The organism is Pelagimonas varians (assembly GCF_003208435.1).
Classification (GTDB): Bacteria; Pseudomonadota; Alphaproteobacteria; order Rhodobacterales; family Rhodobacteraceae; genus Pelagimonas; species Pelagimonas varians.
Map to the genome: position 1 here is coordinate 174,323 of NZ_QKMF01000008.1, position 21,074 is coordinate 195,396.

Here is a 21,074-nt window from a genome sequence, read left to right on the forward strand (position 1 = left end):
AGATCGGCAAAGAACAGGTTAGGGGTTTTCACGCCCTCAAGTCCTTCAATAATTGAGCATTTCCTGTCGGTTTAAATTAGACTTTAGGATCCAGCCTCGATGCCAGAAGCGATCTCCGGGAGTTCCTGAAAGGTCAGAGGGCCTAGATCAGGGTATTCTTCTGGGCAGCTACTTTCTGGAAATGTAAGGCATATAGGTTGTTTTCAGAAGGCTCTGGATTCGGCGATTGATGATGCGCACCAAACTGAACTCATCCAACAGACCTCGACGGACAGCGGCAAAGTTTACGGCAAACGCAACTTGGTCTCAAGCATGAGCCGTCGTGGGAATTGTCATCCTTCTCATACATGCAAACACTCATAGCCAGGGAATGGTTAATACAGTCACGTATTGCTGCTATTGAAACGGGACCGCATCAGGCGTCTAGGAAACTAGGGGCACCTCAGAAGTCTCGGTTCGAAGTTGCTTTCAGTGAATACTGCCCCCGCAAAGATATTTCTTTGCTTTCAACGGGCTATTTGCGGCGCACGAGTTGTCACTTTACACTTATGCCTTCGTGAACAATGTACCAAAATATCGTAAGATACTGAATATAATAAACTTATTTACCAGTTCAATGCACCAGTGACGCGCAACAGTATGCGCGCCACACAATTTTATATGCTACCCTAAACAAGGATCAAAAATCCAAGTTTTCTACGTTCAGCGCATTTTGTTGGATAAATTCACGCCTTGGTTCAACAACATCACCCATAAGCTTGGTGAACAAGTCGTCTGTTTCAGCCAAATCATCCACAGTCACCTGCAAAAGGGTCCGAGCATCCGGATCTAGTGTGGTTTCCCACAACTGACTTGGGTTCATTTCGCCCAAACCTTTGTAGCGTTGGAGCGACAGACCTTTTTCACCCTCTTCCAAAATTGCTTTCAGAAGCTCGATAGGACCATTGATCACTTGGGAACGATCTTTTCGTTCCAAAGAGGCGGAGGTGCCGTAAATACTCTGCAAGCTTTCCGTAAAACTACCAGTTCTACGAGCCTCTCCCGAGCGAAGCATCGACCCGTCCATCGTCCGAACCTCTTCAACACCACGCAAAATGCGTGCAAGGCGAATACCTTTATCTTGCGTGATGCGGCCGTTCCAACCACGTTCATATTCCAATGCAACCAAATCAAGACGGGCCGCAACCTTGTTGGCCACGCCTTGGAGATCGCTATCTACAGCCCCCGGAACAAAGGCCCCAGCAACAGCAGCCTGTTCCAGAATATGGCGTGGATAATGTGTTGGGAACGCTTCGATAACACGGCGCAACTGGCGTGCTTCTTCTACAACCCGGATCAAATCTTGACCCACGATGACTTCACCGGTGCCCAATTTCAACTGCGCGCCTTCAATGCCTTGGTGAATCAAATGGTCATCAAGCGCAGTTTGGTCCTTCAGGTACACCTCGGACTTTCCTCGTGCCACTTTGAAAAGTGGAGGCTGCGCGATGTACAAAAATCCGCCTTCGATCAACTCAGGCATCTGACGATAGAAGAAAGTTAGCAAAAGCGTTCGGATGTGGGCCCCATCGACGTCCGCATCGGTCATAATGACGATTTTGTGGTAGCGCAGCTTTGAGATATTGAATTCGTCACGGCCGATGCCTGTGCCAAGCGCCATCACAAGGTTGCCAATTTCCTGGCTTCCGAGCATCCGGTCAAATCTTGCCCGTTCAACATTCAAAATCTTACCGCGTAGGGGCAAAATAGCCTGATTTTTCCGATCTCGTCCGGTTTGAGCAGATCCTCCGGCCGAATCCCCTTCCACCAAGAAGAGTTCGGTCAAAGACGGGTCTTTTTCAGAGCAGTCTTTCAACTTGGCTGCGTTAAAGCTGACATCCATGGCTGTCTTGCGGCGGGTCAGTTCACGGGCTTTGCGGGCTGCTTCGCGGGCAAAAGCGGCTTCAACGATCTTCCCAACGATTTGCTTGGCCTGCGCTGGGTTCTCCTCGAACCATTCAGCGAGCTTTTCGCCCATCATGCTTTCTACCGCCGGGCGGACTTCAGAGGACACCAGTTTGTCTTTGGTTTGAGAGCTGAATTTAGGATCGGGCACTTTGACCGACAAGACAGCTGTCAGGCCTTCACGTGCATCATCGCCAGTGAACGATATTTTTTCGCGCTTGGTGATGCCACTTTCCTGAGCGTATTTTTGGATCTGACGGGTAAGGGCCCCGCGAAAACCGGCAAGGTGTGTGCCACCATCGCGCTGCGGGATGTTGTTGGTAAACGGTAAGACGTTTTCGTGATAACTGTCGTTCCACCACATGGCGATTTCGACGCCAATATCGTCTTTTTCACCGTTGATATAAATCGGTTCGGGCATGACGGGCTGCTTGGAACGGTCAAGGTATTTAACAAATTCCTTAACACCGCCGTCGAAGTAGAGTTCACTGATCAACGGTTCCGCGGGGCGTTCATCTTCGAGAAGAATCCGCACACCGGAGTTCAAGAAGGCGAGTTCTCGCAAACGTTTTTCCAAGATTTCGAACGAGTAGTCCAAGTTCGAAAACGTGCCCGTTGAGGCCAAAAATCGGACTTCCGTCCCGGTTTCACCATTTGCCTCGCCAACGACACGAAGATGCTCCGAAGTCTCTCCATGCTCAAACTTGGCAAAGTGCTCTTTCCCATTGCGCCACACCCGCAATTCCAACCAAACAGATAGCGCGTTCACAACCGAAACACCCACACCGTGCAAGCCGCCGGACACTTTGTACGAGTTGCTGTCGAATTTCCCGCCTGCGTGTAGCTGGGTCATGATCACTTCGGCGGCGGAAACGCCTTCTTCGGTGTGAATATCGACGGGGATTCCGCGACCGTTATCACGTACCGAAACACTGGAATCCGAATGGATTTTGACCTTCACATAGTCAGCGTGTTTGGCCAGCGCTTCATCGATGCCATTGTCTACAACTTCATAGACCATGTGATGCAGGCCAGAGCCATCATCAGTGTCGCCGATATACATGCCGGGGCGCTTGCGAACCGCCTCCAAGCCTTTGAGAACTTTAATGGAATCCGCGCCATATTCTTCAGGCTTGCCTGCGGTGTCGGACATGTCCGTTTCCTTTGTTATTTTATCGGAATTTATAGCGTCATCATGCTGCTTTGTCACGCACATGCCGCAAGATTTGGCGGTATTCGGCAAGTTCAAAGACACCGTGTTCAGGGTTCGTCGGAATGCGGGTCGTGGCACGAGAAAACGACCTACACATACGCGGAAATCTTGGTTCGGTCAGACCGTCTTAGGGAGTGGTGTTTGCCAGTGAGCAGTCCCCATTTTCACTGACTTCCAAGTGCTGCGCCCTTGCGCCAAGATCGGAAAATAACTCTGAGCCAGTTCCAGTCATCCAGGCCTGTGCCCCCAAACCGCAAATTTCATCGTACAGCGCCGCACGGCGACCGGCGTCAAGATGGGCCGCAACTTCATCCAGTAGCAAAAGAGGAGGCGCGCCGATGTCTTCGGACAGCGCGCGAGCATTGGCCAAAATCAACGATATTAAAAGCGCCTTTTGCTCTCCAGTCGAACACTCTGCTGCAGGCACTCCCTTAGCCGCAAAAACCCCATACATATCGGTACGATGCGGCCCAACAAGAGTTCGACCCGCGGACATATCGCGAAAGCGGCTTTCTTTGAGAGCATCCAGTAGATCCTCCTGCGTGGCAGGCATTGAACCTTCGCTTTGCAATAATTCCAAGTCGGCGGTAGGAAACTGCGTCTCGGCATCTTGTTGGGCCAACCGCAAGCGTTCAAGCGTTGTTACACGGTTGGCATTTATCTCAGCACCTGTTTTAGCCATCTGGGCTTCTAGAACGGTGTACCAATGCGCATCCCGAACTTGCTCCTTGAGCAACTTGTTTCGTTCTCTCATGGTTTTTTCATATGTCAGAGAAGCTTCGGCGTGGCCGGGCACGAAACTGAGCACCATCCGATCCAAAAAACGCCTGCGGCCTTCTGCTCCCTCGATCCATAAGCGATCCATGGCAGGGATCAACCACAAGACCCTACACAAGCTGGCAAGAGCCGTTTGTGGGGTCGACTTGCTGTCGATTTGAACCTGCCTTGATGCACCTGCTTCGGACGTGATCGATATCTCATGCTGTCCACTTGGAGCGTTGAGAATTCCGTTCAGTTTCCAACCCAGGGATTCCGGCCTGCGCGCCATATCCTTTGCCGATGCCCGCCGCAAACCGCGACCAGGAGAAAAAAGCGAAACAGCTTCTATCAGATTGGTTTTACCGGCCCCGTTATCGCCGTGAATTACAATCGGGCGTGCATCCAGATCAAGACGAATCAATCTGTGCGACCTAAAATGCGACAGAGTCAGATGTGACAGATACAGTTTGCCCATCCCCGACCCTTCTTTATCTGCTCATCCCACTGGCGAGCGCGATTTTTCGACGAAAAATCGATCCGCGTCACACACGCATCGGCATAACGACATAGACGGCGCTGGTGTCATTGCCTTCACGCATCAAGGCCGGATCCCCGGATGAGTTAAACAAGAACACGGCGTTTTCGCGGTCTACCTGGCTGGCAATTTCCAGCAGGTATTTCGCATTAAACCCGATTTCCAGACGCTCGTCGCCATAGGCAACAGCCAACTCTTCTTCGGCAGCACCGCTATCCGGGGCATTCACAGACAGGATCAAACGATCTTCGTCCAACTGGAGCTTAACTGCGCGCGAGCGTTCAGAAGATACGGTTGCGACCCGATCAACGGCCTTGGCAAAGTCATTTGCATCGACTTCCAGCTTACGCGTGTTCCCTTGCGGAATGACCCGTGTGTAATCTGGGAAAGTGCCGTCGATGACTTTGGATGTCAGCGTGATATCAGGTGTGGCAAAGCGTACTTTGGTTTCAGACACTGACACGGCAATGTCCATGTCATCTTCGTCCAACAGTTTGCGCAATTCGCCCACAGTTTTGCGCGGTACGATCACGCCTGCCATATCAGCAGCTCCATCTGGTAGGTCCGCATCAATACGCGCCAAGCGGTGCCCGTCTGTTGCTACGCAGCGCAGAACACGGCCGCCATCGCTATCTGCAATGTGCAAATAGACGCCGTTCAAATAGTAACGTGTTTCTTCTGTCGAAATTGCAAATTTTGATTTGTCGAACAGCCGGCGCAAGACCTGTGCTTTTGCTGTGAAATTGCTGTTATATTCCGATGAAGCCATGATCGGGAAGTCTTCGCGCGGCAAGGTAGCGAGCGAAAAGTTCGATCGGCCAGCGGCGACAGACAAACGCCCTGCGGTGCTGTCCTCTTCCAACTCGACCAAAGCGCCGTCAGGCAATTTGCGAACAATTTCATGCAGCGTGACAGCTGAAACCGTTGTGCCACCGGCACGGCTGACTTTTGCCGGAGCTTTGTCCAGCACCTCGATATCGAGATCAGTTGCGCGGAATGTCGCGGTGTCACCCTCCGCCTCAATCAGCACATTTGCCAATATCGGAATGGTATTGCGCCGTTCGACAACTGATTGTGCCTGTGCCACTGCGCGCAACAGTGTGGCGCGTTCAATACTGATCTTCATCGCCCATCTCTCCGCATAGTCGGATGCGCACACTAGACCGGTCAGTCCAGCGCTCCAAGCCCCGTTTTGATGATTTGTCCGATTGTTTTACAAGGTCGTCAAGTGCATGTGGCCACCCAAACGTGGCCACATCGCAATCTGTGTTAGCTAAGGCTCAGCTTTTTAGGCAAATTAGGCTTCTAGCGCCCTGCGTAGCATTTCGACATCTTCGTCGATTTGTCCATCTTGTACGCGCAGCTCTTCTATCCGCCGAACCCCGTGCATGACAGTCGTGTGATCACGTCCACCAAACCGTCGGCCAATCTCCGGCAAGGACCGGGATGTAAGCTGTTTGCACAAATACATTGCGATCTGGCGAGGGCGGGCAAAGTTGCGCACCCGCTTGGGGCCAATCATATCGCTGAGGCGAATATTGTAGTGCTCTGCGACACGGCGCTGAATTTCATCGATCGAAATTTTACGTTCAGAAGCACGCAGAACATCTGAAAGACTGTCTTGGACCAGATCCATATTGATCGGCTTTCCGACCAGTGACGCAAAAGCGAACAAACGGGTCAAAGCCCCCTCAAGGACACGCACGTTTGTGCTGATCCGATGTGCAAGGAATTCCAACACGCCAGAATCGATCGACAGGCTAGGGTACATGGTGCGATAAGTTTCGACCTTGGTCTGCAAAATGCCAAGACGCAGTTCGTAATCGGTAGGGTGCAGATCCACCACCAAACCAGATTGCAGACGGGACCGGATGCGGTTCTCAAGATCCTTGATTTCATCCGGGGCCCGGTCGGCCGAGATGATGATCTGTTTGTTTTGATCAACAAGGGCGTTGAAGGTGTGAAAGAACTCTTCTTGAGTGCTGTCTTTGCCGGCAATGAATTGAACGTCATCCACCATCAAAACATCAACGGAGCGGAACATCTCCTTGAAATCCATCATCTTGCGTTCGCGCAAGGATTGCACAAAGCGATACATGAATTGTTCTGCTGACAGATACAGCACAGAAAGATGTGGATTTCGGGCGCTGAGTTCGTGCGCAATGGCGTGCATCAGGTGCGTCTTACCCAGACCTACGCCGCCATACAAAAACAGGGGGTTGAAGGTCACCGGGCCACCTTCGGCCACACGTTTGGCGGCGGCATGGGCCAATTCGTTTGGCTTTCCGACGACGAAGTTGTCGAAGGTAAACCGGCCATCCAATGGCGCACCCGGAAGTGTCTTGGGCGCGGCCGCTACAGGTTCGGCCGGCTTGGCCGGTGCCTTGGGTTCGCTAGAAGCGCTGGCTTGCTCAACGGCATAGGAAATGCGGCGTACAGTTGGCGCAACAGTTGAAATCTGCGCCAGAAGCATGTCCCCGTAGTTTTGCAATACATAGCTGCCAAAAAAGCTTGTCGGCGCATGAAGTGTAACGACGCCCTCGTCGTTCATTCCAGCAAAAGAAAGCGGCTTGATCCAGGTTTTATAGTTATTGTCCCCAACCGTATTGCAGATCTGCTCTTGCAACGCGCCCCATTGTTCTTTTGTCATCTGTCCCTGTTTCCTTACCTGACTTCTCTTCACCGGCCGTGACTCCGGCGGCGCGTCACATATCAGAGAGCACACGACAACAGTCCCATGCCAAAGGCATAGGCTGAGAGGAAATTCCTCAAAGTCATAAGTACTACCCTTCGCATCCCCGCGAAGGTCGAGCCGAAATGACCCGCTTTTACAATGGACATGGCCAGGGGTGTTCCCCTGAGTACTCGGCAATACCAAACTGGCGTCGACTCGAGTGATCCAACCGCACGTCTATACGTGTCTTTGGATCGGCAGCCTGTCCCCCCTGCGATGTGACTCGCTCGGTGAAATTACCAATCTATTGGGAGGTCCGGCAACTGATCTTACGCCTTGACTCGGAGATTTCAGAAAAAGAATCTCTGACCGCTAAAGATCTTGGCACTGCAACGAAAAAGGGCACCACATATAGTGGTGCCCTTCAAAAACTCACACAAAATGCGTGATATTTTTATCCCAACGCTTTTACACGTGCCGCGAGACGAGAAACTTTGCGTGACGCGGTATTCTTGTGGAAAACGCCTTTGGTGACGCCGCGCATCAGCTCTGGCTGAGCGGCCTTCAAAGCAGCAGTTGCAGCAGCTTTGTCACCGGAAGCGATTGCTTCTTCAACGCCGCGCAGGAATGTGCGGATACGCGAACGGCGTGCTTTGTTAACTTCCAAACGCTTTTCGTTCTGACGGGCGCGTTTTTTTGCTTGGGGCGAATTAGCCATGATGATCGGTCCTGATTCTTTGTATCTGTTGACAGCGTGACACAACACAAAGCCGAATTTTCCCTTGGGAAACCATCGGTCCGATTCTTGCCTTAGCGGGCATCACGCGCATGTATTGAGGCGCGTATAGCCAAATCGGGTCGATTTGGAAAGCCCCATTTTGCCGCGACCTTCTGCTCTGAAGGCGCGAGGCAACATGATCGAGGCTGAAATCCCCGATCATGGCTTTTCACTTACTTGTCGCGGAACTGCGGAGTTCGCTTTTCCAAGAAGGCAGCCATCCCTTCTTTTTGGTCCTCGGTCGCAAACAGCGCGTGGAACAAGCGGCGTTCATAGAGCAACCCTTCGGAAAGCGTCGTCTCGTAAGACCGGTTCACGGCCTCTTTGACAGCAACGGCCGAAATCATAGATTTTTCAGCGATCTTTTCGGCCGCGCCGCGCGCTTCTTCCATCAAGGATTTTACCGGAACGACGCGGCTGACCAACCCTGATCGTTCAGCTTCTTCGGCATCCATAAAGCGACCGGTCAAATTCATGTCCATTGCTTTGGATTTACCGACAAACCGCGTCAGGCGCTGTGACCCGCCGATCCCGGCTACAACACCCAGATTGATTTCGGGTTGGCCGAATTTTGCGTTTTCTGCTGCGATAATAAAATCGCACATCATGGCAAGTTCACATCCACCGCCCAGCGCGTAACCGGCGACTGCCGCGATTACGGGCTTGCGCGTGCTGATGATCGCGTTGCCTTCTTTGCCGAAGAAGTCCGACATAAACATGTCGACAAAACTCTTGTCGGCCATCTCTTTGATATCAGCACCTGCGGCAAAGGCCTTAGCCGAGCCGGTGATAATAATGCAGCGCACTTTGTCATTGCGGTCTGCATCCGCCAGTGCGTCATTCAACTCACCCAACAGCTGTGTGTTGAGCGCATTCAATGCGTCCGGGCGATTCAATTTGATGGTAGCGACGTGGTCTTCTACTTCGACGATGATCGTCTCATAGGCCATAGGTTGCGGGCTCCGTCCGTTTCCTCAGAAATTTAGGCTTACCACTGTGGCGGCTCGGTTCAAGCTATCTTTGACAAATTTTACAAAAGAACGTCGAACGACCCGATTGCACGATTCGTTCAATTTTGCCTGCACATCCAGATGTATTGCACCCCGCCCCTTCGCGCCCGTATACATCAAAACTATGCTGAAAATATCCAAGCTCTCCATCGGCTTGGCGGAAATCCTTAAGGGAAGATCCGCCTGCTTCGATGGCATCCGACAGCACTGTTCGAACGATCGGAACCAGTTCACAAAGCTGTTTTTTCGTGGCGTCACATGCCCGTTTGGCTGGGTGAATTCTGCCACGGTAAAGCGTTTCGCAAACATAGATGTTGCCTAAGCCCGCGACAATTTTTTGATCCAACAATGCCGATTTAATAGGCATCTTACGGTTTTCCAGCGCCCGTGTCAGATAGGATTCGTTAAAATCATTGCCAAGCGGCTCTGGTCCAAGCGCGGCCAAAAGCTTGTGATTTTCAGCAGCCGCGGTTTCCAACAAATCCATTGCGCCAAACCGACGGGGATCATTAAACGTTGCCCGTGCGCCGTTGTCGAAGTCCAAAACCACATGATCGTGCTTTTCGGCGGCGGGGTGGTCGTGGACGAAATTTCCCAATGGATCGCCCGACACAAGCATACGGCCGGACATACCAAGATGGATCAGCAACGTTTCCCCCGTCGACAAATCCGCAAGGATATATTTCGAACGCCTGCGCAACCTTTCAACCCGTGCACCGGTCAACCGTTCAGCCATGTTGTCGGGAAACGGCCACCGCAAATCCGGTCGATTGACCCGTGCTTGGACAATCACAGCCCCCTCCATCGAAGGTGCAAGGCCTCTTCGAACGGTCTCTACTTCGGGCAGTTCTGGCATCGGTGACTCCTTTGCTTGCCTTGCTGACAGAACTGGAACCCTCAGGAACAAAAGTCAAACACGCCATCCAAGGACTTGGTGCCAGCCTTTGCGCGCATTTGACTGTTTGTTCTTTCGCACCCATCTCTGTACGAGGGGTACGACGATATGAAGGCCGAACCGGACCAGTATGATGACTGAGAATTCTGACAATACCACGCATTTTGGTTTTACCGATGTTCCCGAAAGCGAAAAGGCTGGACGGGTGCAGGGGGTTTTTACCTCGGTTGCCTCAAAATATGACGTAATGAACGACGCTATGTCCTTTGGCGTTCACCGCATTTGGAAAGATGCGATGATGGATTGGCTGGCCCCGCGCCCTGGCCAACAGTTGCTGGATGTGGCCGGCGGCACTGGTGATATTTCGTTTAAATTCCTGAAGCGTGCAGGCCACGGCCATTCAACGGTTCTCGACATTACAGAATCCATGCTTGTCGAAGGCCGCCAGCGGGCTGAAGCTGGCGCAATGGGCGATAGTTTGGATTGGGTTGTTGGTGACGCAATGGCACTGCCATTCGCGGACAATACCTTTGATGTTTATACAATTTCGTTCGGCATCCGAAATGTAACCCGCCCGCAAGAAGCGTTGAACGAGGCCTACCGTGTTCTCAAACCTGGGGGACGGTTGATGGTTCTCGAATTCTCGCAAATTCCCAATGAAATGATGCAAAAGGTCTATGATCTTTATTCATTCAACGTCATTCCAAAAATGGGAAAAGCTATTGCCAACGACGCAGACAGCTACCAATATCTAGTTGAATCCATTAGAAAATTTCCAGATCAAGATACTTTTCTTAGCATGGTCAGAGCTGCCGGGTTTGAGAATACAAAATACCGAAATCTGACGATGGGCGTCGCCTGTCTTCACTCTGGTTGGAAGATCTAGAATGCGCGGTCCGCACAATATTTGGCGTCTCATTCAAACCGGTGCCACTTTTGAACGCACTGGTGCAATGGGTGTCATTCTGGACGCATTCGATACCCCTGCTCCTTTGCGAATAGCGGCTCGTGTTCTGGCGTGGCCGTTCAAGTGGCTTGGCGAAAAGGGCGATCCTTCGATGCCACCTGCCGTGCGGGCACTTTCAGCGCTTGGTCCGGCTTACATCAAATTCGGTCAGATATTATCGACGCGGCCCGATGTTGTTGGCGATGAAATGGCTCAGGAATTGCGCGTTTTGCAGGACAAATTACCGGCCTTTTCGATTGACGCAGCAAGGGCCCAGATCGAAGCCGAGCTGGGTCAACCTTTAGAGGAAATCTACTCGGAGTTTTCCGAACCGGTTGCAGCGGCGTCCATTGCACAGGTGCACAGGGCACGCTTGGCAGAAACCGGCGAAACCGTTGCGGTTAAAGTGTTACGCCCGGGAATCGATAAGGCGTTTCGCAAAGACATCGATGCATTTTATTTTGCGGCAGGCTTTATTGAGTTCTTTTCTCCAGCTTCACGCCGGCTGCGCCCAACAGAGGTAATCGCCCACTTCGAAGGTGTGGTAAATGGTGAGCTGGATTTGCGGCTGGAAGCATCTGCCGCCAGTGAATTTGCCGCCAACACTGCAGGTGATGCTGGGTTTCAGTTGCCGGACATCAAATGGGGCACTTCCGGGCGCGGTGTCATGACGATGAGCTGGGCCGAGGGCGAGCCTTTGGGAGATAACGCAGCTTTGGACGCCGCTGGTCACGACCGTGCTGCGCTGTCTGAACGCGTGCTGCAGCTGTTCCTTAACCATGCATTGCGAGATGGATTCTTTCACGCAGATATGCACCAAGGCAATCTTAAGGTCGCGGCGAATGGCGATATTATTGCCTATGATTTTGGAATCATGGGGCACATCGATGAGTATACACGCCGCGTCTATGCGGAAATACTGTTCGGGTTCATCCGTCGTGATTACCACAGGGTTGCGGAAGTGCACTTTGAAGCCGGATATGTTCCCGCCGATCGCGATGTCGAAGAATTTGCCCGTGCTTTACGCGCAGTCGGCGAGCCCATTTTCGGAATGGACGCGACGCGAATTTCCATGGGAAAACTTCTATCCTACCTCTTTGAAGTGACAGAACGGTTTGGAATGGAAACCAGAACCGAGTTGATTTTGTTGCAGAGAACGATGGTTGTTGTTGAGGGAGTCGCCCGGTCACTGGACCCAAGAATGAACATTTGGACCGTCGCGCACCCCGTCGTCGAAGATTACATCAAAAAATCCATTGGCCCCAAAGCTGTGCTTCGTGATTTCAGTCAGACTGCCCGGGTGCTTGCGCGTTTCGGACCCCGTCTTCCAAGACTGGTTGAAGATGCTTTGATTCGACAAATTCAAGAACCAACCCCGGAACTATCGCGCCCATGGGCTGTCCGTCTGGGATGGGCTGGAATTGGGGCAATCACGGCCTCTGGCTGCATTGGTTTTTTGATCTACCTAACCTAGACGCAATCAGGTACCTGCAGAACGCAACCCATCGACTTGGGAAGTTGTCAATTCGGCGCCACTCGCCAAACGAACCATCACTTCGCTGCCTTCATTCCTGACTTCATCCACCCGGTTGTAGACAGCAGCCAAGTTAGTTTCGAGCAACTCTTCGCCCTTGTAACTCTCGATTTCAAAACGATATGATCCATCCGGATAGATATTGTTTTGGTCATCTACTCCGGCCCAAATTGCCTCTTCTTGGCCAACGGGAATAGACAGCCTTTGCACAACATCACCGCTGGAATTCCGAACCAGCAAATTCGCCGTTTCTGCCCCGACGGCATATTCAGGCCTGAACACCACCGGTTCTCCGGTGAATTGAGCAGGTGTGCGTGCCAAAGCATCCATGCCAACCCAACTGCCAAACTGCTGAAGGGCGTTCCCCCCCAGCATTGCGCCCATTTCTTTGAGCAAATCATTGGTTAGTACCTGCTGTTCGACAGATGAAAATGTCGCAAGCTGCGTAGCATATTCTGTAGAATCCATTGGGTTCATAGGATCCTGATTTTGGACTTGAACCGTCATCATTTTGAGAAAAGTCTCGAAATCAGAACTAACGGTCGCCGAAGACGTGGCGGCGCTATTCGTGGTTGTTGTCCCTGCAGAAGAAGTGCTGCTGACAACGGGTTGGATTGCTGCGGTATCGGTCATATTTTCGTCCTCAAACTCTAATGTCGAGCCCGTCCAGCCCTTGGGTGGCGAGGCGTTCTGTTGGTACGGATTCTTCTGGCATGTCATCTAGACTTGCCGAGCCCGCTTTGTGTTGTCCCTTGGCGTTTTCATCGCCAAAGGAAAATCCTGCGGAGTCGAAACCGCTTTCGGCAAGATCCTTTGCCAATTGATCGATATGGCGCCGTATAAGATCCAAGGTTTCCGGGCGTTCCGCGTTAATATGAACCGTCAACCCGCTTTCACCTTGGATGAATTGCATCCGAACGCTGCCTAATTCCTCGGGACTTAGCCTAAGTTCGACTCCCCCTGCTTCAGAAAGTTTCTGGATGCCGTCAGAGACTTGGCGCATAATCAATGCAGGATCTGGCCGAGGTGGCGTATTTGAACCCTGCGCAACATGCGTTGACTGCTGGCTGCGCAGGTCGCCCGACGTTGCCTGCAGCGCGATTTCCAAAGCTTCCAGTTCCTCTTCGCCCACTGCCAAGAATGGATAAATTACGCTGTTCGCCTGAATGTACGGAATAGGCTGAGCCAATTTGTTTAACGGCTCCGCAATAACATTTTCCATGGGTTTGGTTTTCACGATCATTGGCTGTTCAGACCGTTGCGACTCGCGCAACGAGCGATCCGACCAATGCTCTGTTTTTTGGACTTCCTTAGTCCATTTATCGGGCTCAGGAGCCACCAAACGATTTCCGCTGTCTTGTGTGGACGGCGTGATGAACTGGGATCTCACTTCGCTCGGGATTTCGGATGAATCAATATCCGACGGTATCGGGTTGGACAGCGGCTCTGCGCGAGGCTGCATTTGCCGAACGAAAACCTGCATATCCGTCGATTTTTCAACTGAACCTGTAGTGATCTTGGCCACCGTATCCAAGAGAGAGGTAGCATAGCTTGGCTTCGGATCAGTTGCTCCAGTGCGAGGACTCAATTCCAAAGGTGCCGGAATGTCTTGCGTCATTACAGTAGTCATGTTTGCCGTCGCTTTAACCCGTGCGTCTTGCTTCACGTCCGGATGCAGGACGGAATCCGAAGGAATAATGGTTCCAAGGGGCTCCAACTTTTGGTTTGGACTGGGAACGCGAACCTTCTCTTGTTCAACAATCTGAGCTTGTTTTTCAGCTGTTGGCGGCATCACGTTATCACCAAAATTCATCAAAGGCTTTGGGGTTTGTGGTGCGCTTTCTACACCGGGATCTTGGGTGGCAGGCACTTTTTGTTCAATAGCATGTGGAACATCAACACCCGCGCTTTTAGAGCCGGAATTGGCACTCGTGAGAAGTTCAGAACGCGATGTTGAAGCTTTTTCAGGCAGAACCGCTTCCCTACTCAACATGCCAGCCGGAATTTTGTCTTGAGCCGCGACTGAAAAGTCATGAGTTGAGAAAGAAGGGTTTGCTCTTATGGAGTTAGCATTCAGATTGTCCGATCTCACTGCCTTTTCTTCTGTTAGTGGTTGCCTAGCGGGCACAATTTTTTTTGCAGTTGGCGCTCTCTGAGTACTTGAGAATCCAAGTGCTTCAAGCTCACTAGATGCGTCATTTCTGTTGTTCCGAATAGGCATGCCGTCGTTCCGGATGGGCGCGCTGTCGCTACTTGTTAGACGCCGCAAACGGTCGGGCGCGACGTTCGGTACGGGCTCAGGTTTAGGTGCAACTGGAGCTAATTCGCTTTCAAAAGCTACCTTATTGGTTGTCGGAACATTTTGCTGCAATTCTGGCGACCGATTTTCCGGTCTTGTGACGGGTTGGTGAGCCTCCTGAATTCGAACCTCGGATCTCGACAACGAATCCGGCAGAGCAGGAGCCTCATTCTCGCCTGCAAATGAAAGGCCGTGAAATTTGTCGAGTGTTTCTGCGTTTCGACTTCTGTCAAGGGGCATTTGTACCCGCGTTAACCAGGGTTCTGGATCAGTGTTCAAAACGGTGTTGGACTGACTTTTCGGCAGTGCTAAACTGTCAAATTCATGCGAGACTTCTGGCATATCTTCCGGTTTTTGATCGCCACTGGTGTCTTTCTCGAGTAAGCCGATTCGTTTATCTTCGCCCTGATTATCTAATCTGGTTTTAGATAGCCCGGCGGTTTCGACCCTCTCGTCAAGACGTTTCGCACTATCAGATTTCTCGTCCAATTCGACGATTTCATCATCTGGAGTTTCTTCCGCCACCTCTTCAGCCTCAGGGATCAAATCCGCCATATTTTGTTCGGCTTTCGGTCGATCAATATCCGCTTCGATACGCGCGAACACTTCTGCGAAGTCGGCATCTCCCCCCTCAAGAATCTTGGCCTCTGTTGGGGCGGTATTTGGGCTTAGGCCCAAAAGTGTGGTTAATTGAGTAAGCATATGAGCTCCGGGAATTCTTCCTTACCCTGTATCTAATCCACAGATCCTTACCGGTTCTTTACCGTGATCCCCCCAAAAAGGCGTAAGTGAGTCGAATTGGAGAGAATTGTCATGGAAATATCCCCAACCCGTCCTGTGCCCGTCTCTGTACAAGACCAATCTTTGCGCAAAGCAGCCCAAGAACTTGAAGCCAACTTTTTGGCAGAAATGCTGAAGGCCGCTGGAATCGGTAAAACGCCAGAGGCATTTGGAGGCGGCGCTGGCGAGGACCAGTTTGCGTCGTTCATGCGGCTGGAACAGGCCAAACAAATGGCCGCCCAAGGGGGAATTGGCCTCGCGGAATCACTTTTTCACGCCTTAAAGGAACGAATTGATGAGTAATTTAACATTGCCACAGCAACTAGAAGATCTCCTGCAGGCCGAACGCACTGCATTGTTGGAAGGTGATTTCGAAAAAATTTCCGAGCTTTTGGAACAGAAAGAAGCGCTTGCTCAGAATCTAACCGAAGAGCCAATCACCCCCGAGCAGCTTGCCCCGTTGCGTGACGGCATGCGCCGAAATCAAGAATTGTATGACCAAACGCTGGCCGGAATTCGGAACGTGGCAGCGCGCCTTGGGGATCTAAAACGTATCCGACGGTCGATGGACACATATGACGCATTTGGTCGTCGTACGACCATCGATGCCCCTAAAAACAACACACTTGAGCGGAGGGCGTGAAGATTTGCGTCAAATCGTACGGATCTTTGAGAGCGCTCTTAGGGGTCCGTTAGTACTCCACAGGCAGGTTGGCGCTGCACCGAAAAGCGGTGGCGCAGCCTGGATAAGCCCACAGCTGCAACAGTCAGAAAGACGTCAGAGATGCCGTTCGCGGCAAATGCAACCGGCGCAAAAGCGCCACTGAAATGTAGGGACAATCTATATGTCTAGCATCCTGACGAACAATGGCGCGATGGTCGCGCTCCAGACTCTCAAGTCGATTAACTCAAACATGGCCGACACACAGTCGAAAATCTCGACCGGCAAAGCAGTCGCAAATGCCAAAGACAACTCTGCAGTCTGGGCAATTTCCAAGGTCATGGAAGCCGACGTAAAGGGTTTTGCAGGTATTTCGGATAGTCTTAACTTGGGTCAGTCAACTGTTGCAGTTGCCCGTCAAGCGTCCGAAACCGTGACCGATTTGTTGACAGACATCAAAGGCAAGATCGTTGCGGCGCAAGAAGAAAACGTCGACCGTGATAAGATCCAAACTGATATCACCGCATTACGTGATCAAATTGGTGCCGTTGTCGGTGCCGCCCAATTCAACGGTTTAAATCTGCTCGCCAACACGGACACGACCGCCGGCACGGGGTCAATCAACGTTCTTGCATCGCTTGACCGCTCCGCTGATGGTGTCGCTGCGTCCGACATCAATGTCGGCAAGCAAGACCTTGGATCCGGCGCTGCGACGGCTGGCACTATGGGGACAGACATCGGTGACAACAATGCGGTCGCTGACGGGACAACAGGGGCAGCACTTGCACTGACGGGCACACCGGCCGCAGGTATGTCCTATCAACTGGCTTCTGCTGGCGGCATGGGCTTTTCCGCTGACGTTACTTATGTTGCCCGGGAAGGTGATACATTGCAGGACGTTACCGACCATATGGTTGCGCGTCTTAATGTGCAGGCAGCTGAGGATGGGATTGATGTCAGTTTTGCTGAAAATGCCACAACGGCAGGCCAAATCGATTTTACCAACAACACCGGTGCAGGAATTACCGTCGCAACAGCAGATGCGAGCCAAGCGGCCAGTAGTGCTGAGAATGACGGCACCGTTGGCGGTGGTTTGGAACTTCTCAGCGGTTTTGATGTGTCTACCGACGCTGGCACCGAAGCCGCTTTGGCTGGTATCGAAAGCTTGATCCAAACGGCTGTGGACTCTGCGGCCAACTTTGGTTCGGTCCAAGGGCGCATTGAAACCCAATCGGAATTTGTATCCGGTTTGTCTGATGCGTTGAAATCTGGAATCGGCTCGATGGTCGATGCCGACATGGAAGAGACTTCCGCACGTCTTCAGGCTCTGCAGGTTCAGCAACAGCTAGGCGTTCAGGCCTTGTCGATTGCCAACCAAGCACCGCAGCAATTGCTGTCCCTCTTCCGGTAATTAGAAACCTCATGATCTGAGGGCGTTACGCTAAAACCAATGCCCTCGGACACTTTTCCTTGCACCTGAAAATGGTGGCGCAGTCCAACCAACCCTTGGAACTGCATCCGTCAGAAAGACGTTGAAGATGCCGAAATCGGCAAATGCAGCCGGCGCAAAAGCGCCAATTCAAAACTAAGGACGATCTATATGTCTAGTATCTTGACAAATAATGGCGCAATGGTTGCGCTGCAGACGCTCAAATCGATCAACTCTAGCATGGCTGATACTCAGTCGAAAATTTCGACGGGTAAATCGGTTGCCAACGCCAAAGATAACTCTGCCGTTTGGGCCATTTCCAAGGTCATGGAAGCCGACGTAAAAGGTTTTGCAGGTATTTCCGACAGTTTAAACTTGGGTCAATCAACTGTGGCTGTTGCCCGTCAGGCATCAGAAACCGTAACTGACCTTCTGACGGACATCAAAGGCAAGATTGTTGCAGCGCAAGAAGAAAACGTTGACCGTGAAAAAATCCAGACGGATATTACAGCACTTCGCGATCAGATTGGCGCAGTTGTCGGCGCGGCACAGTTCAACGGTCTAAACCTGTTGGCGAACACTGATACAACTGCTGGATCCGGCAGCATCAATGTTCTTGCATCTCTTGACCGATCGGCAGATGGCGTAACGGCTTCGGATATCAGTGTTTCAAAACAAGATCTTGGCACCGGTGCTTCGGCCATCAACTATGCGGCAACCGCAGTAACCGCAGCCACTGACGATATTGCTGTGGACGGGGTCGCCACTCAGGTTGCGCACGCAGTCGCAGGTTCGACAACATCGGCAGCTGATACCACAACTGTTGCCTTTGGCACTGCGGCGGGCGATTCTGTAACCGCCGGATCCGGTTTCCAAGTCATGATTTCAGCAGATGGTGGCAACTTGGACACATTGCTTGATACCTCTGATGGTGATCTTCAATATGTTGCCCGTGACGGTGACACAATGGCGGATGTTGCCTCCGCTTTGGCCGACAAATTCAATTCTTATATTGAAAGTTCGACTGATGAGGGGTCCTTGGGGCGGAGTATCTCAGCTTCGGCTTCGGGCAATACCATTACCATTTCAGGCGCAACCAATGGTGCCGCAACTGATGTTTTCACCGTCAACGCTGAGCAGTTTGCTGCAGCAAGTACAACAATCGGCGGTGGCCTAGAAGACTTGGCCGGCATTGACGTGACAAGTCAGACCGGCGCGGACAGTGCCCTCGCCGACATTGAGAACCTGATCCAAACGTCGGTAGATGCAGCCGCAAACTTTGGTTCCGTCCAGGGCCGTATCGAGACTCAGGCCGACTTTATTTCCGGTCTGAGCGATGCACTGAAATCTGGCATCGGGTCGCTCGTCGATGCCGATATGGAAGAAACTTCCGCCCGTTTACAGGCCCTGCAAGTCCAACAACAGTTGGGTGTCCAAGCTCTGTCAATTGCGAACCAGGCACCGCAGCAATTGCTGTCCCTCTTCCGCTAAGACTACAATTTGAGGCCGGTTTCAGCCGGCCTCAGTTTTCAAATTCCTAGTTTTCAAACCAGAAGGTTATGAAGTGAACGCTCAGTCCTTGGCCCATCGTGGCTACTCCCAAAACGCCCGTACAACTCAAACGCCTCGCGGCACTGAGTATGAATTGATCGCCCGTGTAACGCATCGCATCAAATCATCAGCCGAAGCCGGGCCAAGATCTTATCCGAAGTTAGTTGCAGCCTTGTCTGACAATCAACGACTGTGGACGACGCTAGCCATAGATGTTGCGGACAAAGACAATGGTTTGCCCAAAGAATTGCGCGCTCAAATCTTCTATCTTGCTGAATTTGTTCAACAGCACACGGGGAAAGTGTTGGCACGCAAGGCCCGGTTGGCCCCGCTGTTGGAAATTAACACCGCCATCCTCAGAGGGCTTGGTGGTCGGAGGACAAAACGATGAGTGGATTAGTATTAAAACTGGGGCCCCGCGAAAGGGTTCTCATCAATGGGGCCGTAATTGAGAACGGTGACCGGCGTAGCCGCATGTCTATCGTAACACCAAATGCAAATGTGTTGCGGCTCAGGGATGCAATTCATCCCGAAGAGGCAAAAACACCGGTGCGTCGATTGTGCTATACGGCGCAACTAATTTTGACCGGCGACACTGAAATTTTGGAAGCACGGCAACAACTGCTTCCTCGAATTGAAGAGTTGAGTCATATCTTGGTTGATTCCGATAGTCGAAGGCTTCTAGCTCAAGCGACTGATGCCTTGTTGGGAGATCAATTTTATCAGTGCCTAAAAGCATTGAGAGCGTTGATTCCGAGAGAGGACCGGCTACTAGCCGCGAGTCAAAGATGAGCTTTCAGCCGGTAATTGTTGGAAGCGGGCTCGTTGGGTGGCAATTTTTGAAGTCTACTCAGGAAACTCAAAAAGCTGTTTTCAACAGCGGTTCTGAGATGGTTCGCGACACTGAGTATTTCAAAGAAAATATTGGCAACATCAAGTCCGCAGAGGATTTGGTTGCCGATCGGCGTTTGCTACGGGTGTCTTTGAGTGCCTTCGGCCTTGAAGATGACCTCGACAACAAATTCTTCATCAAGAAAATTTTAGAGGAAGGCATCTCCGATTCAGGTTCCCTGGCCAATCGTATGGCGGATGATCGATACAAGACATTTACCACAGCTTTCGCGTTCGATTCCCCGCTCGGATCGAGAACCTCGCTCAGCAAATTTCCGGATGAAATTCTAACAAAGTTCCGAGCACAGGAATTTGAAATCGCGGTAGGGGATCAGGATGAATCCTTACGATTGTCACTGAATTTTGAACGCGCTTTGCCCGTTATTGCAGAGGAGTCCGGATCTGATGACACAAAGTGGTTTCGAATAATGGGAACTGCGGCCTTGCGCAACGTTTTTGAAACGGCTTTGGGTCTTCCCTCCAGCTTTGGACAGCTTGATTTGGACAAGCAATTAGAGGTTTTTCGCGAAAAATCTCAATCTCGGTTCGGAGTTGGTGAGATTGACGATCTGGCCAACCCCGAAATCATGAATAAAGTTTTGCAAACCTATTTGCTGCAGGAGCAAATTCAGAATTTTTCAACCAGCTCTTCAAACCAGGTCGCTCTTACAATGCTTCAACAAATTCCTAGAACTTCAATTTTTGGGTGAGGTCCCAGCTTGAACCTTGCTTCAATGATTTCCTACTCTCACTATTGTGGACACTTGGAATTTGTAGAATGTTTGACACAGTTTCCAGAAGGTTTTTGGATGTATAACATATGCAATCCGATGCTTTAAATTTCAAAAATGGATTGAGCGAAGGCATCGAAGGTTCCCATCTTCTATGTTGTCGTCTGACATATAAGGCGAAATTATTTTGGCGAATATCACTTTGCGTCGATTCGAATAAAAAAAATCATTGTGAATTTTATTGAAGTGGCCCACCTTATTCGGACAGGTTAGGAGCTTTGGCTCGGGACTCATAACCAGTAAATGACGATTGCAGCGAGAACGATTGCCAACGCGAAGACCTTCGGACGGCTTTGTTGCACAAATTGGGTTTAGGACGTTCTCCCCCTAACCCCAGACGGATTTAGGCTACGATCTCAGTGACAGGTATGCCAAGCTCGGTAT

The 21,074-nt window shown here is 51.4% G+C and carries 18 protein-coding genes; 9 read left to right on the forward strand and 9 right to left on the reverse strand.

Translation table 11 applies throughout. The features are described from left to right. Window positions 1-679: 679 nt before the first annotated feature. From gyrB to mutM, 7 genes are all read right to left on the reverse strand, one after another. Complete coding sequence (gene gyrB / locus C8N36_RS12725; protein ID WP_097805063.1) at window positions 680-3,097, reverse strand: DNA topoisomerase (ATP-hydrolyzing) subunit B; 2,418 nt, start codon at window positions 3,095-3,097, stop codon at window positions 680-682. Between the two features lie 187 nt (window positions 3,098-3,284). Next, window positions 3,285-4,391, reverse strand: a complete 1,107-nt coding sequence (recF, locus tag C8N36_RS12730) for a DNA replication/repair protein RecF (RefSeq protein WP_097804939.1) — start codon at window positions 4,389-4,391, stop codon at window positions 3,285-3,287. A 67-nt stretch (window positions 4,392-4,458) separates the two neighbouring features. Beyond that, the gene (gene dnaN, locus C8N36_RS12735) at window positions 4,459-5,577 is read right to left on the reverse strand and encodes a DNA polymerase III subunit beta (RefSeq protein WP_097804938.1); all 1,119 of its coding nucleotides are present in this window, start codon (window positions 5,575-5,577) and stop codon (window positions 4,459-4,461) included. A 171-nt stretch (window positions 5,578-5,748) separates the two neighbouring features. After that, a complete protein-coding gene (gene dnaA / locus C8N36_RS12740) occupies window positions 5,749-7,101 on the reverse strand; it encodes a chromosomal replication initiator protein DnaA (protein WP_097804937.1) in 1,353 nt (450 codons plus the stop codon). A 478-nt stretch (window positions 7,102-7,579) separates the two neighbouring features. Continuing rightward, the gene (gene rpsT, locus C8N36_RS12745; RefSeq protein WP_097805062.1) at window positions 7,580-7,843 is read right to left on the reverse strand and encodes a 30S ribosomal protein S20; all 264 of its coding nucleotides are present in this window, start codon (window positions 7,841-7,843) and stop codon (window positions 7,580-7,582) included. A 233-nt stretch (window positions 7,844-8,076) separates the two neighbouring features. Then, entirely contained in the window at window positions 8,077-8,853 is a 777-nt protein-coding gene (locus C8N36_RS12750) for an enoyl-CoA hydratase (RefSeq protein WP_097804936.1), read from the reverse strand. Between the two features lie 64 nt (window positions 8,854-8,917). Further along, window positions 8,918-9,769 carry a bifunctional DNA-formamidopyrimidine glycosylase/DNA-(apurinic or apyrimidinic site) lyase gene (gene mutM, locus C8N36_RS12755; RefSeq protein WP_097804935.1) on the reverse strand — a complete coding sequence of 284 codons (852 nt, stop codon included), beginning with the start codon at window positions 9,767-9,769 and terminating at the stop codon, window positions 8,918-8,920. A 172-nt stretch (window positions 9,770-9,941) separates the two neighbouring features. Between mutM and ubiE the strand changes: the two genes are divergently transcribed. Together ubiE and ubiB are read left to right on the forward strand one after the other, a co-directional pair. Then, window positions 9,942-10,694 carry a bifunctional demethylmenaquinone methyltransferase/2-methoxy-6-polyprenyl-1,4-benzoquinol methylase UbiE gene (gene ubiE, locus C8N36_RS12760; protein WP_097805061.1) on the forward strand — a complete coding sequence of 251 codons (753 nt, stop codon included), beginning with the start codon at window positions 9,942-9,944 and terminating at the stop codon, window positions 10,692-10,694. 1 nt (window position 10,695) lies between these two features. Continuing rightward, window positions 10,696-12,228 (forward strand): 2-polyprenylphenol 6-hydroxylase, encoded by a 1,533-nt coding sequence (gene ubiB / locus C8N36_RS12765; RefSeq protein WP_097804934.1) that lies wholly within the window; start codon window positions 10,696-10,698, stop codon window positions 12,226-12,228. A 6-nt stretch (window positions 12,229-12,234) separates the two neighbouring features. Here ubiB and C8N36_RS12770 read toward each other — a convergent pair whose 3' ends face one another. Next, entirely contained in the window at window positions 12,235-12,921 is a 687-nt protein-coding gene (locus tag C8N36_RS12770; RefSeq protein WP_097804933.1) for a flagellar hook capping FlgD N-terminal domain-containing protein, read from the reverse strand. A gap of 10 nt (window positions 12,922-12,931) precedes the next feature. After that, window positions 12,932-15,289 (reverse strand): flagellar hook-length control protein FliK, encoded by a 2,358-nt coding sequence (locus C8N36_RS12775; RefSeq protein WP_097804932.1) that lies wholly within the window; start codon window positions 15,287-15,289, stop codon window positions 12,932-12,934. A 111-nt stretch (window positions 15,290-15,400) separates the two neighbouring features. Between C8N36_RS12775 and C8N36_RS12780 the strand changes: the two genes are divergently transcribed. The 7 genes from C8N36_RS12780 to C8N36_RS12810 all read left to right on the forward strand — a co-directional run bounded on the left by C8N36_RS12780 (window position 15,401) and on the right by C8N36_RS12810 (window position 20,609). Then, window positions 15,401-15,670: a rod-binding protein gene (locus tag C8N36_RS12780; RefSeq protein ID WP_097804931.1), complete on the forward strand. Its 270-nt coding sequence runs from the start codon at window positions 15,401-15,403 to the stop codon at window positions 15,668-15,670. Next, window positions 15,663-16,010 carry a flagellar protein FlgN gene (locus tag C8N36_RS12785; RefSeq protein WP_097804930.1) on the forward strand — a complete coding sequence of 116 codons (348 nt, stop codon included), beginning with the start codon at window positions 15,663-15,665 and terminating at the stop codon, window positions 16,008-16,010. The genes C8N36_RS12780 and C8N36_RS12785 overlap by 8 nt, the downstream gene beginning before the upstream one ends. A 202-nt stretch (window positions 16,011-16,212) precedes the next feature. Beyond that, window positions 16,213-17,439, forward strand: coding sequence for a flagellin N-terminal helical domain-containing protein (locus C8N36_RS12790; RefSeq protein WP_097804929.1), 1,227 nt, complete (start codon window positions 16,213-16,215; stop codon window positions 17,437-17,439). 189 nt (window positions 17,440-17,628) lie between these two features. Further along, window positions 17,629-18,948, forward strand: coding sequence for a flagellin N-terminal helical domain-containing protein (locus C8N36_RS12795; RefSeq protein ID WP_097804928.1), 1,320 nt, complete (start codon window positions 17,629-17,631; stop codon window positions 18,946-18,948). A 73-nt stretch (window positions 18,949-19,021) separates the two neighbouring features. Further along, complete coding sequence (flaF, locus tag C8N36_RS12800; RefSeq protein WP_097804927.1) at window positions 19,022-19,399, forward strand: flagellar biosynthesis regulator FlaF; 378 nt, start codon at window positions 19,022-19,024, stop codon at window positions 19,397-19,399. Beyond that, the gene (flbT, locus tag C8N36_RS12805; RefSeq protein WP_097804926.1) at window positions 19,396-19,800 is read left to right on the forward strand and encodes a flagellar biosynthesis repressor FlbT; all 405 of its coding nucleotides are present in this window, start codon (window positions 19,396-19,398) and stop codon (window positions 19,798-19,800) included. Before flaF ends, flbT begins: the two co-directional genes overlap by 4 nt. Continuing rightward, window positions 19,797-20,609: a DUF1217 domain-containing protein gene (locus C8N36_RS12810; protein ID WP_097804925.1), complete on the forward strand. Its 813-nt coding sequence runs from the start codon at window positions 19,797-19,799 to the stop codon at window positions 20,607-20,609. The genes flbT and C8N36_RS12810 overlap by 4 nt, the downstream gene beginning before the upstream one ends. The last annotated feature ends 465 nt before the right edge of the window (window positions 20,610-21,074 follow it).

Excerpts from the sequence above, each read along its gene's own strand:
- gyrB (WP_097805063.1), bottom strand. The coding sequence starts at position 3,097 with ATGTCCGACACCGCAGGCAAGCCTGAAGAATATGGCGCGGATTCCATT.
- recF (WP_097804939.1), bottom strand. The coding sequence starts at position 4,391 with ATGGGCAAACTGTATCTGTCACATCTGACTCTGTCGCATTTTAGGTCG.
- dnaN (WP_097804938.1), bottom strand. The coding sequence starts at position 5,577 with ATGAAGATCAGTATTGAACGCGCCACACTGTTGCGCGCAGTGGCACAG.
- dnaA (WP_097804937.1), bottom strand. The coding sequence starts at position 7,101 with ATGACAAAAGAACAATGGGGCGCGTTGCAAGAGCAGATCTGCAATACG.
- rpsT (WP_097805062.1), bottom strand. The coding sequence starts at position 7,843 with ATGGCTAATTCGCCCCAAGCAAAAAAACGCGCCCGTCAGAACGAAAAG.
- C8N36_RS12750 (WP_097804936.1), bottom strand. The coding sequence starts at position 8,853 with ATGGCCTATGAGACGATCATCGTCGAAGTAGAAGACCACGTCGCTACC.
- mutM (WP_097804935.1), bottom strand. The coding sequence starts at position 9,769 with ATGCCAGAACTGCCCGAAGTAGAGACCGTTCGAAGAGGCCTTGCACCT.
- ubiE (WP_097805061.1), top strand. The coding sequence starts at position 9,942 with ATGACTGAGAATTCTGACAATACCACGCATTTTGGTTTTACCGATGTT.
- ubiB (WP_097804934.1), top strand. The coding sequence starts at position 10,696 with ATGCGCGGTCCGCACAATATTTGGCGTCTCATTCAAACCGGTGCCACT.
- C8N36_RS12770 (WP_097804933.1), bottom strand. The coding sequence starts at position 12,921 with ATGACCGATACCGCAGCAATCCAACCCGTTGTCAGCAGCACTTCTTCT.
- C8N36_RS12775 (WP_097804932.1), bottom strand. The coding sequence starts at position 15,289 with ATGCTTACTCAATTAACCACACTTTTGGGCCTAAGCCCAAATACCGCC.
- C8N36_RS12780 (WP_097804931.1), top strand. The coding sequence starts at position 15,401 with ATGGAAATATCCCCAACCCGTCCTGTGCCCGTCTCTGTACAAGACCAA.
- C8N36_RS12785 (WP_097804930.1), top strand. The coding sequence starts at position 15,663 with ATGAGTAATTTAACATTGCCACAGCAACTAGAAGATCTCCTGCAGGCC.
- C8N36_RS12790 (WP_097804929.1), top strand. The coding sequence starts at position 16,213 with ATGTCTAGCATCCTGACGAACAATGGCGCGATGGTCGCGCTCCAGACT.
- C8N36_RS12795 (WP_097804928.1), top strand. The coding sequence starts at position 17,629 with ATGTCTAGTATCTTGACAAATAATGGCGCAATGGTTGCGCTGCAGACG.
- flbT (WP_097804926.1), top strand. The coding sequence starts at position 19,396 with ATGAGTGGATTAGTATTAAAACTGGGGCCCCGCGAAAGGGTTCTCATC.
- C8N36_RS12810 (WP_097804925.1), top strand. The coding sequence starts at position 19,797 with ATGAGCTTTCAGCCGGTAATTGTTGGAAGCGGGCTCGTTGGGTGGCAA.